Source organism: Streptomyces sp. Tue6028 (genome assembly GCF_002300165.1).
Classification (GTDB): Bacteria; Actinomycetota; Actinomycetes; order Streptomycetales; family Streptomycetaceae; genus Streptomyces; species Streptomyces siamensis.
Window position 1 is genome coordinate 288308 of the sequence record NZ_MLCE01000012.1, and the last position, 13203, is coordinate 301510.

Below are 13203 nucleotides of genomic sequence, written 5' to 3' on the forward strand. Positions count from 1 at the left end.
CGCAGGGCAGGGGAAGGCGGCGCACCGCACGCCGCACGCCGCACGGCAGACGGCAGACGGCAGACGGCAGACGGCAGACGGTGATCTAGAGCCAGCGCGTGATCAGCGGTCGACGGGATGTGGAGGTCAGCCGGTGCAGCCGGGGACGGGATCGGGCCCGCCGCAGTTGTCCGGGCGGTTGTCGCGCACCGGGGAGCCGATCAGCGGCACCGTGCCGGCGGAGTTGTAGACGCCGCCACCGTCGAGTCCCGCCGTGTTGTCCTCCACCGGGGAGCCGGTCAGCGACACCGTGCCGGTGGAGTTGTAGACGCCACCACCCTTGATCGCCGCCGTGTTGTTCTTCACCGTGGAGCCGGACAGCCTCAACGTGCTCTTGATGTCGTTCCAAATGCCGCCGCCGTCACCGCGGTCGGCCGTGTTGTGCTCCACCGTGGAGCCGGTGAGCGTCACCGTACTGCTGAAGATGTTGAAGATGCCGCCGCCAGATCGTGCCGCCGTGTTGTGCTCCACCGTGGAACTGACCAGCGTCACCCTGCTGTTGAAGTTGTTGTAGATGCCGCCACCGTCGATCGTCGACGTGTTGCGCTCCACCCTGGAGCCGGACAGCGTCACCGTGCCGAAGTTGATGACGGCGCCGCCGGAGTGGGCGATGTTGTCGCGCACCGTGGAACCGACCAGCGTCACCGTGCCGTTGACGTTGTTGTAGATGCCGCCGCCGTCGCCCGCCCTGTTGCGCTCCACCGTGGAACCGGTGAGGCTCACCGTGCCACCGTTGTTGTGGATACCGCCTCCGGTGCCGGTGCCGTTGGCGATGGTCAGGTCGGCCAGCCGTACCCGGACGCCTGGGTCGACCGTCACGGCGGAGCCCGCGCTGTTGCCGTCGAGGACCGCGTCCTCCAGGCCGATCAGGGCCAGGTCCTTGTCGATGGTGACGGGGCCGACGCAGGTCCCCTTCACCAACAGCGTCGCCCCTGGAGCGGCGCTGTCGATCGCGGACCGCAGAGCTCGCGGATCGTCCTTGCAGTTCGCCACGGGGCGTTCGGTCGCCGCGGCCGTGGCCGCAGCGACCAGACCGACCGCGCCCGCCGTCACCGCCGCCGTGGCCGTCGGCGCCCACCGGCGCAACACCGCTCGGGCTGCTCGCTCAAGCATCCATCGTCTCCCGCCTCGGGTGGGGGCGTGCCCGACGGCCCAGCCCCGGCGTGCTCCTCCGACGCGGGCGGCCTGGGCGCCCACGCTCGGAAGAGAGGGATGCCCCGGCCGGGCGGCAGGACCGTCGGGCGGCGCGTGCGCGTCATCCGAACGGCGCGGGAAATGACCGGTGTGGCCCGCGGACGGCGGCCTGCGGGCCGAGCGGGTGGCATCGCGGGGGTCGGCATCCTTGCCCTACCGCAGCCGCGCCACCGCTGACACCGGAACCGGAACCGGAACCGGCACCGGCACCGGCACCGGCACCGGCAAGGTCGTGCCCTACCTGTCGTCGCCGTCCCGGCCGTCTCCGAAGACGAAGAGCGGCTTGGCACCACGTGCGGGTGTTTCGGCGAGCGCGATGGCTTCGGTGAAGCGTTCGAGCGGGAACGGGCGGCCCGCGGGGATGCTCAGCACACCGTCGGCGACGAGCGCGCGGACCTCGGACAGCGCGTCCAGCGCGCCCCCGGGTGAGGCGGTGCCGAACCAGCGGTTCAGCCAGAAGCCCCGAACTGTTTTCGTCTCGTAGATGACCGAGCGTGCCTGCAGCGGGATCGTCAGCGCCGCCGGGTCGGTCTGCCGATGGGTGGAGAGCGCACCGTAGACCACGACTTCTCCTCCCGGAGCCAATGCCTGGGACACCTGGGCACCCACGGGTCCCGCGACACAGTCGACGGCCTTGTGCACGCCGGCCGCTCCCGCGATCTCAGCCACACGCTGCGACAGGTCCTCGTCCGCCGTACAGATGACCTCGTCTCCGCCCAGCGCCCTGATCTCCTCGACGGCATCGCGCCGCCGCACGACATTGATCGTGGGAATGCCCAGATGCCTGGCCAGCTGGATGACGAGCCGGCCGACGGTGGAGCCCGCGGCCGTCTGCAGCAACCATTCCCCCGGCTGTACGTCGAGTTCGCGTGTCACCAGGAGCAGCGCGGTCAACGGGTTGACGGCGAGCTGGCAGGCGTCGGAGTCGCTCAGACGACCAGGGACCGGCAGGAGCCTTCGCACGTCGGCAACAAGGTATTCCTGCCAAGTGCCGGCCACGTGTGGCCCGGGCACCGCCGGGACGGCAGCGTTCACCACACGGTCGCCGATCTTCAGCCCCTCGGTGTCCGGGCCCAGGGCCTCGACACGGCCGACGCATTCCATATTGCCCCCGACAGCGGGGAATCGAGGGGAGAAACCGTAGCGGCCACGCAGCACGTGCAGGTCGCTGGCGTGAATCGGGGTCGCCTTCACACGGATCAACGCCTGACCGGCTTCCGGCGTGGGCACCGGCCGGGTTTCCAGCCGCAGAACCTCGGCCGGCTCGCCGACCTCTCCGGCTACGAGCGCGCGCATGGTGTGCGGCATGGGCGGCCTTTCGTCTCTCGACGCCCGATGACCCCTGCGCCGCGGCGGGCGATCACCTCGACGGGCTGGACCCCGGGCGCATACCCGTGCCAGGTCCACCGCACGCACCGCACCCGGGAGCCTGCACCCGGGAGCCTCTGGAGTCCCGACATCACGCTAAGCGCCACCGACTGACTCTGCAATCGGCCGTGAACGGGAACGAGAGCGACCAGGTCACCCGGGCTACGGCGGCAGCTCAGGTCAACGGCTTCTCGCGCCTCCCCCGCACCGAGCAGGCATGGCTCTCCCCGTCGCTGGACCGAGTCGACTCGGTCGGCGTCACAGTGCGGACTCCTCGATCGGTTCCGTCGGTGGCACGGCCGGCAGTTGGTCCTCCGGGCCGCAACCCAGCTCCTCGCTGAGCTTCAGGGCCATGGAATGGACCACGGTGACCATGTCCGCGGCCTGCCGGCGGGCATCGCCGCGGAAAGGCCAGTGGACCGTGAGCGCCATCCGCACCGACTCCCCCTCCATGCCCCGACAGTGAAAGTCGAGCCATGCGCGACGCCCGAACGCGCCGTGGGCCCCCGCCCCCGCGACAGCGAAGGTTTCGGTGGTCTCTCCCATACGGAAATACAGGTAGCCGTCCTCCCTCGATTCCTTCGTCATGGGGTACGGAGCTATGCCGACCTCGACGTCGACGGCCATCCGCAACTCTGCCGGAGCCAGCGGCGGCGGCGTGTACAGAGCGCAGAGGCCGATATCGCTGAGAGTCCAACTCCTTACACCCTCAGCAACCTTGGCGAGCGAGGCGTGGCGCATCCCCGGGTACTCCCGTATGTGCCTGCGCCCGGTCAGGCGTACCAGAGCTTCAGCGGCAGGTTCGTTCAACGACGAGTCGCAGAGCCGAGCCCATCCCGGCGGCTTGGGACCTTGCGCGGCGCTCGTCGCCGGCACAGAGCCGGTCATGGCCAGACTCAGGCTCAGGACAAGGCCGCCGCCCACCGGCACCCGACGGCGCAAGCGGCCGGCGCGGCTCCACGCATCACGGTTCATGGCACGGAACCCTCCCATGGCGGTGGCCGTGGATCACCGTCCCCGACGCGTCAGGCGGCGGCCGTGTCATGGATCAGCGCAGCGACTGAACCAACCGAGATTCACCGATGAGTTCCGCCGGCTGCGCCGGTCTACCAGGACGTACGCCATCGAGCCACCGACTGGAGCCCCACCATGACCAACCCCGCACACCCCGGCCGCATGCTGTTCGTGAACATCCCCGTAGCGGACCTCGAGCGCAGCAAGGCGTTCTTCGCCAAGCTCGGGTTCAGCTTCAACCCGAAGTTCACCGACGAGACCGCCACCTGCATGCTGGTCGGCGAGCACGCCTTCGTCATGCTGCTCACCCGCGAGAAGTTCGCGGAGTTCGCGAAACTGCCGATGGCCGATCCCACCACGCACACGCTGGCGCTGTACTGCTTCAGCGTGTCGTCGCGCGACGAAGTCGACGCGGTCAGCGCCGCTGCGCTCGCAGCGGGCGGCACCGAGGTCGACGACGCCGAGGACTACGGCTTCATGTACTCACGCAGCTTCTACGACCTCGACGGCCACGGCTGGCAGGTCATGTGGATGGACCCGGCGGCGGCGGAACAGGGCCCCGAGGCGTTCGCGGCCTCCGCTCAGGACGCCGACGCCCCGGCCTGACCCACCGCGTTCCGGACCCCCGGGGGGTGTTGCAGCCGTCTGTGACCGGACAGTTCCGGCTCTGGCGTCGGCGTCGGCGTCGGCGTCGGCGTCGGCGTCGGCGTCGGCGTCGACCGGATGATCAAGCAGCGTGTGCAGCCCAGTCGGCAACGCCCCTCAGCCGGGGCGACTCGCTCACAACTCCTGACAGCTGACCATCCCGCTACACCCTATTGCCGTATTTATATGAGTATTTAAGAGCAATGAGAAATTGATTGGTATTTCATAACAGCCGGTGTTCTGTGGCGATTTGGCCGTGTCGGAGGGCAAGGATCAGGGCGTGCCTGGCCGAACGGTTCGGGCAGTGACGGGGCGCCAGCCCCGGTTCGTACGGAAAGGTCTGAACATGATCAACCGGTTGAAGAGGGCTGCGGCCCTGGGGGCGGCGACGGTGGCTCTGGCCACGGGCGCGGTCGTCGGCATGGTCGGCACCGCGTCGGCCGCGCCGCAGGACCACCGGCCGCCGGCGGCGTCGCACCACTGCCAGGACGAGCGGGGCCAATGGGCGCGCCACTGGCAGCCGGCATTCCGGGACCGGCACCACCGCTGGCACCCCGGCCAGTGGACCCGCGTCTGGCGCCCCGTCCACCGCGATTGCCACCGCTGACCCGGTAGCTGACGCCGGCACCGGCCCGTAGGAGGGGCCGGCGATCCGAACCGGCCCCGGCACCCCCGAAAGGGCGCGCCGGGGCCGGTTCATTGCGTCGCACCTGCTCTGTTTGGCCTGTGCGGGCCGGAAACCACGCCCAGCCGGCCTCCTGCGTTACGTGGAGAAGCGGCTAGTGGTGTGACCACCTAGGTCCGGGTTGGGGTCCCTACAGGTAGCGCCCCGACGGTTGCCGCCCAGCTCTGCCGAACCGCGTCCGCCTTCGGCACTTCGGGGCCCGCGGGCCATCTGTACTCATCCATGGACAGAGCATGACTGCACTGGCAGGCTCCTCGACCGCCGCCTTACAAGCCTGGTGGTCAGGGTCATCGAGGGTGCGCGGGTCATAGCGGCTTTGGAGAGTGGTCAGCTGAGCCGGTCATCGCGACCGCGGCGACCCGTCGTTGACCGTGGCTGACCGCCCGATGTGGCACGCGCGGGCGCGTGTCGGCACCTGGCCCTCAGGCCTGTGAGGGTGATACCTGATCTCTGGTGCGGCTCCGAAGACCTTGCGGCGTCGGCTGGGCAGTGAGAAAGGAGGCGCGTTGGTACGGCATCTCACGCCTGTGTTCGCGCTGGGAGCGTTGCGTCGCGGCAAGGAGATCGAGCAGTTCCTCGGCCCGGTGGAGCGGGGCGGCCGGCGTGGCGTTCGTTGGATCGCGCTCAGCCCTGGCCGTGCTGGCGTCGGGGTCTACCTGCAGGAGGTGGAGGACATCCCCTCCGACACCTTCCGTGACATCACCGACCAGCTGCCGCTCGATCCGGACGACGAGACATGGGGCAAGAAGATCACCACCGTGGCGACTCCGGAGGAAGCCATCAGCCTGGCCGAGCGGGAGTTCGGCGCGATCGCTGACCGCTGGGTCAATCTCGGTTTCGTCGGCGACGAATACTACGACTACGTGACCTCCGGCCGTCCGGATCACACGGGCTGACACGTGCCTTGTAAGGGTGGGGTACGGGGTGGCCCTGGCGCCCAGGTCAAACGGGCTCTGTCTACAACCCAGGTCAACGGCGCATCTCGACTGCGATGAACCGTTGTTGACCGTGCCTGACCGCTCGACGCGGCACGGCTGTGGCACGCGCCGCCACCCTGGACACACGACTGACCGACTTACCAGTCACGCCACCGTTCGGTCAGTCCTCCCATGCCCTGGCGGATGAGTAGCCCCGAGACGTCAACGCCTTGCTCGGTGAGGACGTCATCGATGTACTCGCAGAGGTCCTCGCGCTCGATGGTGCAGTACGCCCCATATTCCTTATCAATGACGTTCAGCTGCCGCACGACGCGCTCGACGGCGGCTAGTACGGGCTCGTCGGATGCGCTGCCGAGAACATGCGCCTCTTGTTCAAACGCGGCCAGCGCGACCTCGGTGGCCTGCAGCATCCCCGGGGCGTAGAGCTCCGTGGAATCGGCGTTTCGCGCGGCCTCGTCGCGCCAAGTCGTGGACGGTCTGATTGCCCTGCGCGGAGGCTACATCTGGCCTCCGACAGCGCAGCGCACGCCCTCCAGGCCCGCTGGTCCTCGCCGGCGGCTTGGGACTACCCGCCTCGCCCGTACGGTGGCCCTCTCCTGCCGAATACTGGTGTTCCCCGTGACTGCCCGCCTGATCCGAGACGTACGTGTTTCCGGTGTGATCGGGCTCCACATTGCGTGATGCTGTAACATGCCACTTTTGGCGTAATAGAGGGTTATTGACTGTTTAAGCCGTCATGCTGTGCCTATTGATCAAGGCTCGTCGAGAGGATCCGGCGGGCCCCTCCACAATGTGGCTGGGATGGCGAATACATGGCTACTGAAGCGAGGCCGGTACCGGCCGGAACAGGTGCAGGGACATCACGACGCCGCGTCCTGACCACGGCTGCGCTGGGATCGGCATTCGCGGCACTGCCGGGACGGGCTGTCGGTGCCGAGCCGGGCGCCTCGCGCGAAGGGGCGCACGGCGGCCCGGATCACAACTGCGGCGGTGAGCGCGCAGGCGCTGACGGCAGGGCCAGCCGGGATGCCGGCGCGTTGGTGCGTCCGGCCGAGAGCACGGCGAAGGACTGGGCTCACGTTGCGGCGGAACTGGGCCGCGAGGGAAGCATGCTGGGCAGGCTGATCTACCGGACAGCTTTCCCCCGCACCGACCTGCGTGTCGTCTCCCACGGCGTCACTGTGTCGCCGGAACTCGCCGTCGGCTCGCACGTGTCCTTCATCCGCTATGCCGACAACACCATCCTGAGCATGGGAGAACTGGCCGTCGCCGAGACGGAGCTGCACCGTGTGACCGGCGCACTGCAGTCACACGGCATCGAGCAGACGGCTATTCACAACCACCTGCTCGCTCACACTCCCCGTATCGTGTGGATCCATACGCACGGGCACGGTCCGGATGCCCTGACCCTGGCCCGCGGCCTGCGCGCCGCGTTCGACTGCACAGGCACGCCGCCCGCCAAGTCCTCGACGACTTCTACTCCTGCAAAGAAGCTGAAGCTGGACACAGCGGGCATCGACGCCGCCCTGGGCACCGCAGGTACCGTCTATGGCAACGTCTACAAGTCCGTCTTCCGGCGCCGCGAGACGATCACCGACGGCAGCTACGTCCTGCCGATTGGTTCCGGGGCGACCACGGCCCTCAGCTTCCAGCCGGTCGGGGGAGGCTGTGCCGCGGTCAGCGGGGATTTCGCCGTGCTGGCCGGGGAGGCGCAGGACGTGCTGGCCGCGCTCCAGCGCGGCGGAATCGAGATCGTCGAGTTGCACAACCATGGCCTGGTCGACACGCCCCGCATGTTCTTCATCCACGTCTGGGCCGTTGGCAACGCCGTGAAGATTGCGCGGGCCCTGCGCCGTGCGGTGGCCGCCACCAACGCCACACCCGCCGGTGGGGCAGAAGGGGGCGAGTAGCGGTTGGCCGAAAGCCCACGTACATCCACTACGAGGACTTCCGGCCGACACGCCGAGAGCACGCAACGGACCCCGCCGACACGAAACACCCCCGCCGGCCACCTCAGTTCCCCGTGGTTCCCCGCCGGATCTGGCACGGGGAACTTCTGATCCGTAGCTCTGTGTGGATCGGTCATCGACGGTCATTCCGGCTGCGAATCGGCCCCTTGCGGGTGCCATCGCGCGGGAAGGATCGCTGAGGTTGCTGTACTTCCCAGCTGTACCGCCATGGAGACCTTGTCAGCCGCCTGTCGGATGCAGGACCGTACGGCCATGCCCGAGGCCTCTGAGCCCCGTAACGTCTATCGCTCGTTCACCCGGGTCGCCGGGAACGCGGGCCTGCGGGTCATCCGGCTGCACGACGCCCGGCACGGCTGCGCGACCCTGCTCACCGCGGCCGGCGTGGCTCCCCGCGTCGTGATGGAGACCCTCGGGCACAGCCAGATCGCCGTGACCATGAACGTCTACGCCCACGTCGTCCAGGGCACCCAGCGCGAGGCCGTCAGCCACATGGACCGGCTGCTCACGCGGCGCCTGCAGCGCGAGTAGTCCTGGCACTGATGTCAGATCTGGATGCCAAAGGCCCCCAGCCATGATCGGCTGGGGGCCTTTGTCCTGGTGGGCGCGGACGGTTTCGAACCGCCGGCATCCGCCTTGTAAGGGCGGACGTGGTCGTCGGCATAGTTCCCCAGGTCGCATCGGCTGTAGCGACGACCCAGATGAACCGTGCATCTCGACTGCGACGAGCCGTCGTTGACCGTGGCTGACCGCACGATGTGGCACGGCTGTGGCACGCGACCGCTTCGCCATGAAGCAAATGCAGGCGGGCTTGCCGCTACGGGCTGGATTCACGTGAGAGAGTCGGGCATCCGCGTCATTGCTCGCGCTGGCCTCACCCGGTAAAGTGTCGATCTTCGGTCGGCGGAAGCCGTACGGAGTTCTCGAAGGCCGGGCACATCATGCATCTCGCCGACCACCCCGCGCGCCGCCGCCTCAATACCGCGCTGGACAATCTCGCCGTCACGTTCCGCGATGCGACCGCGCATTCGGACGAGCACAACTGCGAGTGCCACTGGGGAAGCGCGGAAGAACTCTCCCTTCTGAAGGCGCCGAACGTGGAGCTGGAGCCGGATCTTCTGCGCCGGACCTGGCAGGCCTGGGGCTGGACCGATCACGCAGCCGTGCTGCGCCGCATACTGCCGCAGTTCGCCACAGCACTGGTCGCCGGTTACGCGGAGCCCCTGTTCGGCCTGGAAGAGGCCGGGTATTGCTTCGCCCTCGGCCGCTGGCAGCAGTGGCCCGACGATCAAGCCGGTCCGGTACGCGAGTTCTTGCATGCCTGGTGGGTGCAGAGCCTCACCGACCCGGATGCGATCGTCCCAGCGCATGAGGTCTTCGCGATGTGCGCCGAGGCTTCCGGAACGCTCGGGCCCTGGCTCGCCGAATGGGAGGAGCAGACCGGTCACCTCAGCGACCGCCGTCTCGCCGAGGCGGCGGCGGAATGGGAGTACAAGCTCCTGGGAGACAGCCTGCCGTGGCGGGTGAGCTGGTACGAGCATGACGAAGAGGAGATGCGCGCCGACCTGGTCACGTGGCTCCTCGGACACGCCGCGGCACGGCTCCGCGAGTCGGGCGCTTCGACGGATCTGCAGCACCGGATACGGCTGCTCGGTCTCACCGAGCTGGACCGCTGGACCGATCCGCACTGGCCCGGTCACAGCTACTGACAACCAACCGACGCGACCACTTCGCCGCGAAGCGTCGGTCGTAGGGATCCGATCAGTAGCCGAAGAAGTGCAGGGCCGGGTCTCCAACCTGCACCCCTGCAACCGATCAACGCTGCTACCTGCGACTTAGCCGTCGACGGTTGTCAGCGTTGGTCGTCGTCGAGCACCCTCGGACGGCCCAGGGACGGCCCGGCGGGTGCTCAACACGATGGCGGATGAAGCGCCTCGACGCCAGAGCCCCACTGAGAGATTTACATCGCTCCGGTGCGCTTGCTGCACGCCGCGTCAGGGCTAGCAGAACTGCGGCGGACCGATGACGGTCTGGCCCACTTGCTCGGCCAGCCAGGACGCGTGGCGCTCCTCGTATCCGTCGCCGTTTCTGCGGCGGACGTGCACGAGGACAGTGTGCCCGTCGATACGCTCGTCCAGGTCGCGTGTGGCGGCGTTGAACAGCACGGATACCTCGGCGTGCTTGAAGTCCGCGTACAGGCCGGCTTCCGGAACCTTCGGCCATTCCAGAAGGTCCCAGTGGATCTCTGCCACATGCCGAGCTGCCGCAGCCGTGAACCTGTCCTCGATACTTCTTCCCACCGGCTGAGCGTCCACCGATGCCCAGAGCGGAAGATGCGCCGACAGGAAAGCGGGATCGGTGGAGAGCTCGGGCGCGTGGATTGTGCCGCGCAGAGGCATTGGGGCGTTTGGATCACGGTCCCAGTCCTCAAAGTCCTCCCTCCTGAACCCGGCATCAGGCAGAGCCTTCCTGGCGCGGAGTACGGACGTTGCGAGGATCACCAATGGTCGATGCCGGTCGTCACGGTTGCTGTACTTCTCTGCTGTACGGCTCACAGTTCGGCCGCGGCTGGACAGGCCCAGAATCGTCAGATCAGTACTGAGGCAGCGTTGCCGTGACTTTCTTCCCGGCCTGGACCTGTGCGATCCGCTGGGCGAACATCGTTGCACCCTGTGTCAGCATCGGTTCGCTCTCACCGCCCTCCACGAAGGTGGTGGCGACCACCGTACCGACGCGCATGGTGATGTACTCGCCCGTCAACCCTCCGCCTTCCTTGGTGTAGGCCTGGCTCTCATTCCCGAAGGTGGGCTTCGACAGAGTCGGATTGTCACCGACCTCGACCTTCAGCCCGTCCTTGGCGTCCTGCCTGCTGGTGTAGGTGGTGATCTCGAAATTGACGTAGTACGTATCGCCAGACAAAGCGAACTTGTCGTGGCCGTACCACTTGCCTTTGCACTCCTGCGGACTCGGACAATCGAGGTGCCCGTCCGCGGTGTTGACGTCACCACTCACGCCCTCAAGGCCACCCACTGCCCCGAGGTCCGGAAGCGCGTTCTTGACCTGGTCCTTCTGACTCAACACGGCATCGGAATCTGGTACGGCGGACGACCGCTCCGGCGCGGGGCTGCTGGTCGCACCGGCACGCCCGCCACCTTGCCCAGAGTCGTCGACATCCCCGCCGCTGCATGCCGTAAGAGCGGCGCACAGCACACTGGCCACGACGGCCGCCGACAGCGTGAGACGTCGCGTCGTCTGGTTCGGTCCTGTCACGGCCAGTCTCCCCTGTAGCGATCAACTCGTTGGGAAGATCATAGAGTTAGGGCGGATCTAGATCATTAGACGTTGCGACGCGCACCGTATCGCGCGGTTGACAGAACGGCTTTGGCCGGGAGTCTGAATGACCCAGTCAAGTGGGTCACCGGAAGGTCAATGCCCTAGTTTGGAAGATCGCGTATCCGGATGCGGCGTGACCTGGTGAGACGCTGACCTCGGCGTTCCCGGGTCATGAGCCGACGTTCCCCGTTGGTTCCCGCCCGTTGCCGTTCGATCGGGCATGCAGGGGGCACGTGTGGGTTTCTCCGGCCCTTGCGAGCTGGGAGCTCCAACGGGGACCTAACGAGCCTAGTCGGCGGTCACCCAGCCGCCTGGGATCGCCTCGCTGACGCCACGCTCACCGCCGAGCCGGAGGCCATGGCCGCTGACATCGCGATCAAGTTGGTCAGAACGCCCTGGAGCTGTGCGTGCGGGACGTAGATGACCACGATGACGACGAGTACGACGACCCAGTCTCGCGGGTCAGCGATTGACAGCCTGTTGCTTGGGGTCACACTCATAGCAGTACCTCCTAGTAGGTGCTGGCCCACCTATTGCTGCTCTCGCCGGGAAGCCTGCGCGGCAATGGGTGGGCGTTTGCGTTATGCCACTGTGGGCTGAGTATTGGCCGAGCGCAACGTACGGTAAGCGTGACCTAACCAACGGCTATGGAGCACGGGGGGCGCACGGGTGCACGGTTGTGCGAGGTGGGCGGTTCCGCGAGCGTGTTCCGACGAGGTCGGCGGAGTCTCAATGCCCCAGTCAGGCGCCGCTGCCCAAGTCCTGCCGAGCCGGCACGCGAAGTGCACGGGGCTTGTCGCTGACCACCGCTTTAGGAGCGAGGTGGGGTGAGAGTAGGCGTGACCTGCGGATTCTCCGGCCTGATTGGATCCCGGTGGAAGTACCCGACTGAACCTCAGTTCCCCGTGAGTCCCCGCCCGATCTGGCATGACAGTGGCACGGCCCCGGCGACTGTGCCACGGCCCCTCGATGCGAACTATGGGCGTGGCGGTCGCCGAGGTCTCCTGGGCTGGTACGGCGGACGGCTCGGGGCGCCGACGGTTGGCATCGGTCGGTGAGGTTGCTGTACTTCGCTGCTGTACTGCGACGGTCCAGGGGCGCTGGCCGAGCAGCCTAGGGGTGGACCTTGGGCAGCGGCTCCCTCAGTAGCCGAAGAAGTGAAGGGCCGGGTTTCTGGCCTGCGGCCGCGTAATCGATCAACGCTGCGACCTGCGACTTAGCTGTCGGTGGTTGTCAGCGTTGGACGTCGTTGAGCACCCTCCGACGGCCCAGGGTAGGTCTCAGCGTGCCCGACGGGTCGGCACAGTCCCTGCGCCTCTCCCGGCTGCGCTCGCGCGGGAGCGCCCCGCGGCGCGTGGCTGCGGGGCGCTTTGTGGGGTTCAGTCGATGGTGTAGCCGTCGTACGTACCGCCCCAGCATTTGACGGTGTTGTGCAGATAGGGCTCTCCGCCGCCCTCCCTGCACTTAGCAGCGGTGGTGTAGTTGAAGTGAGGGCTGGGTGTGTCGGCGGTGGCTGTGGCGGCGCCTGTGAGGCCGAGCCCGGCGAGGGCTGCCGTGGCGATGACGGCGGCGAGGATTCGTCGACTGCGCATTGGGTTCCCCTTTCACGGATTGCCTCGGTTGGGCCACTAGCCAGCTTGATCCTCGCCCAAGTGGGTGGCACGTCACGTTGCGCCATTCGGGTGACGACGCTGGCGGCGGGGTCGGTAACGCGACCCGTCGGACAGGCCCTGGATGTATTGACCTGAAGCGTTGCTCACGCGGTCGGCGTAGCGGCTTTGGGGTGGCGCTGCTTTGGCGCGAGTGATCATGGCCCCGTAAGCTTCCGGCGCGTCGGGCAGTCTGTGGACCGGCACTGGTCCTGCCCGCGTTAGTGCCCGATGGGCCCCCTGTTCTTCGTGGCTCGCGCCGAAGTGGCTCCGTAAAGCCGTGGAGCCGACCGCCTCAGCCACGACGTGTTCTGACCTCATGCCCTGTGTGCCTGCCTCTTGGGCGGGAGCGGGCGGCCGGCGGTGCCGAG

General features: G+C 67.7%; 12 protein-coding genes and 1 pseudogene. 6 read left to right on the forward strand and 7 right to left on the reverse strand.

Annotated features, from left to right (window positions below; all coding sequences use genetic code 11):
- Positions 1-126: 126 nt before the first annotated feature.
- The 3 genes from BKI49_RS10845 to BKI49_RS10855 all read right to left on the reverse strand — a co-directional run bounded on the left by BKI49_RS10845 (position 127) and on the right by BKI49_RS10855 (position 3576).
- A complete protein-coding gene (locus BKI49_RS10845; protein ID WP_143658414.1) occupies positions 127-1152 on the reverse strand; it encodes a right-handed parallel beta-helix repeat-containing protein in 1026 nt (341 codons plus the stop codon).
- 318 nt (positions 1153-1470) lie between these two features.
- The gene (locus BKI49_RS10850) at positions 1471-2541 is read right to left on the reverse strand and encodes a zinc-dependent alcohol dehydrogenase family protein (protein ID WP_257004701.1); all 1071 of its coding nucleotides are present in this window, start codon (positions 2539-2541) and stop codon (positions 1471-1473) included.
- A gap of 318 nt (positions 2542-2859) precedes the next feature.
- Complete coding sequence (locus BKI49_RS10855; protein WP_143658416.1) at positions 2860-3576, reverse strand: hypothetical protein; 717 nt, start codon at positions 3574-3576, stop codon at positions 2860-2862.
- A 174-nt stretch (positions 3577-3750) separates the two neighbouring features.
- On the opposite strand from BKI49_RS10855, the gene BKI49_RS10860 reads away from it, so the two are divergent.
- The 3 genes from BKI49_RS10860 (at position 3751) to BKI49_RS10870 (ending at position 5841) form a co-directional block, all read left to right on the forward strand.
- Positions 3751-4221 carry a VOC family protein gene (locus BKI49_RS10860; RefSeq protein WP_179332397.1) on the forward strand — a complete coding sequence of 157 codons (471 nt, stop codon included), beginning with the start codon at positions 3751-3753 and terminating at the stop codon, positions 4219-4221.
- A gap of 385 nt (positions 4222-4606) precedes the next feature.
- Complete coding sequence (locus BKI49_RS10865) at positions 4607-4867, forward strand: hypothetical protein (RefSeq protein WP_095934023.1); 261 nt, start codon at positions 4607-4609, stop codon at positions 4865-4867.
- Positions 4868-5451: 584 nt separating this feature from the next.
- Positions 5452-5841, forward strand: a complete 390-nt coding sequence (locus BKI49_RS10870; protein WP_143658417.1) for a hypothetical protein — start codon at positions 5452-5454, stop codon at positions 5839-5841.
- Positions 5842-6020: 179 nt separating this feature from the next.
- Here BKI49_RS10870 and BKI49_RS10875 read toward each other — a convergent pair whose 3' ends face one another.
- On the reverse strand, positions 6021-6293 hold the full coding sequence (locus tag BKI49_RS10875; protein WP_257004702.1) for a hypothetical protein: 273 nt from the start codon (positions 6291-6293) through the stop codon (positions 6021-6023).
- Positions 6294-6695: 402 nt separating this feature from the next.
- On the opposite strand from BKI49_RS10875, the gene BKI49_RS10880 reads away from it, so the two are divergent.
- The 3 genes and pseudogenes from BKI49_RS10880 to BKI49_RS10890 all read left to right on the forward strand — a co-directional run bounded on the left by BKI49_RS10880 (position 6696) and on the right by BKI49_RS10890 (position 9559).
- Entirely contained in the window at positions 6696-7793 is a 1098-nt protein-coding gene (locus BKI49_RS10880; protein WP_095934026.1) for an LppY/LpqO family protein, read from the forward strand.
- A 327-nt stretch (positions 7794-8120) separates the two neighbouring features.
- Positions 8121-8381: pseudogene (locus BKI49_RS10885) on the forward strand (tyrosine-type recombinase/integrase); the annotation flags it as partial.
- Between the two features lie 410 nt (positions 8382-8791).
- Positions 8792-9559, forward strand: a complete 768-nt coding sequence (locus BKI49_RS10890; RefSeq protein ID WP_095934027.1) for a hypothetical protein — start codon at positions 8792-8794, stop codon at positions 9557-9559.
- A gap of 291 nt (positions 9560-9850) precedes the next feature.
- On the opposite strand, the gene BKI49_RS35240 is transcribed toward BKI49_RS10890, so the two are convergent.
- The 3 genes from BKI49_RS35240 to BKI49_RS10910 all read right to left on the reverse strand — a co-directional run bounded on the left by BKI49_RS35240 (position 9851) and on the right by BKI49_RS10910 (position 12775).
- Positions 9851-10249: a hypothetical protein gene (locus BKI49_RS35240; RefSeq protein ID WP_179332398.1), complete on the reverse strand. Its 399-nt coding sequence runs from the start codon at positions 10247-10249 to the stop codon at positions 9851-9853.
- Between the two features lie 193 nt (positions 10250-10442).
- On the reverse strand, positions 10443-11120 hold the full coding sequence (locus BKI49_RS35730) for a hypothetical protein (protein WP_143658419.1): 678 nt from the start codon (positions 11118-11120) through the stop codon (positions 10443-10445).
- A gap of 1442 nt (positions 11121-12562) precedes the next feature.
- Positions 12563-12775, reverse strand: coding sequence for a hypothetical protein (locus BKI49_RS10910; protein WP_095934031.1), 213 nt, complete (start codon positions 12773-12775; stop codon positions 12563-12565).
- Positions 12776-13203: the final 428 nt, after the last annotated feature.

Coding starts and splice junctions, on each gene's coding strand:
- BKI49_RS10890 (WP_095934027.1), top strand. CDS start 8,792: ATGCATCTCGCCGACCACCCCGCGCGCCGCCGCCTCAATACCGCGCTG.
- BKI49_RS10855 (WP_143658416.1), bottom strand. CDS start 3,576: ATGAACCGTGATGCGTGGAGCCGCGCCGGCCGCTTGCGCCGTCGGGTG.
- BKI49_RS10910 (WP_095934031.1), bottom strand. CDS start 12,775: ATGCGCAGTCGACGAATCCTCGCCGCCGTCATCGCCACGGCAGCCCTC.
- BKI49_RS10860 (WP_179332397.1), top strand. CDS start 3,751: ATGACCAACCCCGCACACCCCGGCCGCATGCTGTTCGTGAACATCCCC.
- BKI49_RS35240 (WP_179332398.1), bottom strand. CDS start 10,249: ATGCCTCTGCGCGGCACAATCCACGCGCCCGAGCTCTCCACCGATCCC.
- BKI49_RS10850 (WP_257004701.1), bottom strand. CDS start 2,541: ATGCCGCACACCATGCGCGCGCTCGTAGCCGGAGAGGTCGGCGAGCCG.
- BKI49_RS10845 (WP_143658414.1), bottom strand. CDS start 1,152: ATGCTTGAGCGAGCAGCCCGAGCGGTGTTGCGCCGGTGGGCGCCGACG.
- BKI49_RS10880 (WP_095934026.1), top strand. CDS start 6,696: ATGGCTACTGAAGCGAGGCCGGTACCGGCCGGAACAGGTGCAGGGACA.
- BKI49_RS10865 (WP_095934023.1), top strand. CDS start 4,607: ATGATCAACCGGTTGAAGAGGGCTGCGGCCCTGGGGGCGGCGACGGTG.
- BKI49_RS10875 (WP_257004702.1), bottom strand. CDS start 6,293: ATGCTGCAGGCCACCGAGGTCGCGCTGGCCGCGTTTGAACAAGAGGCG.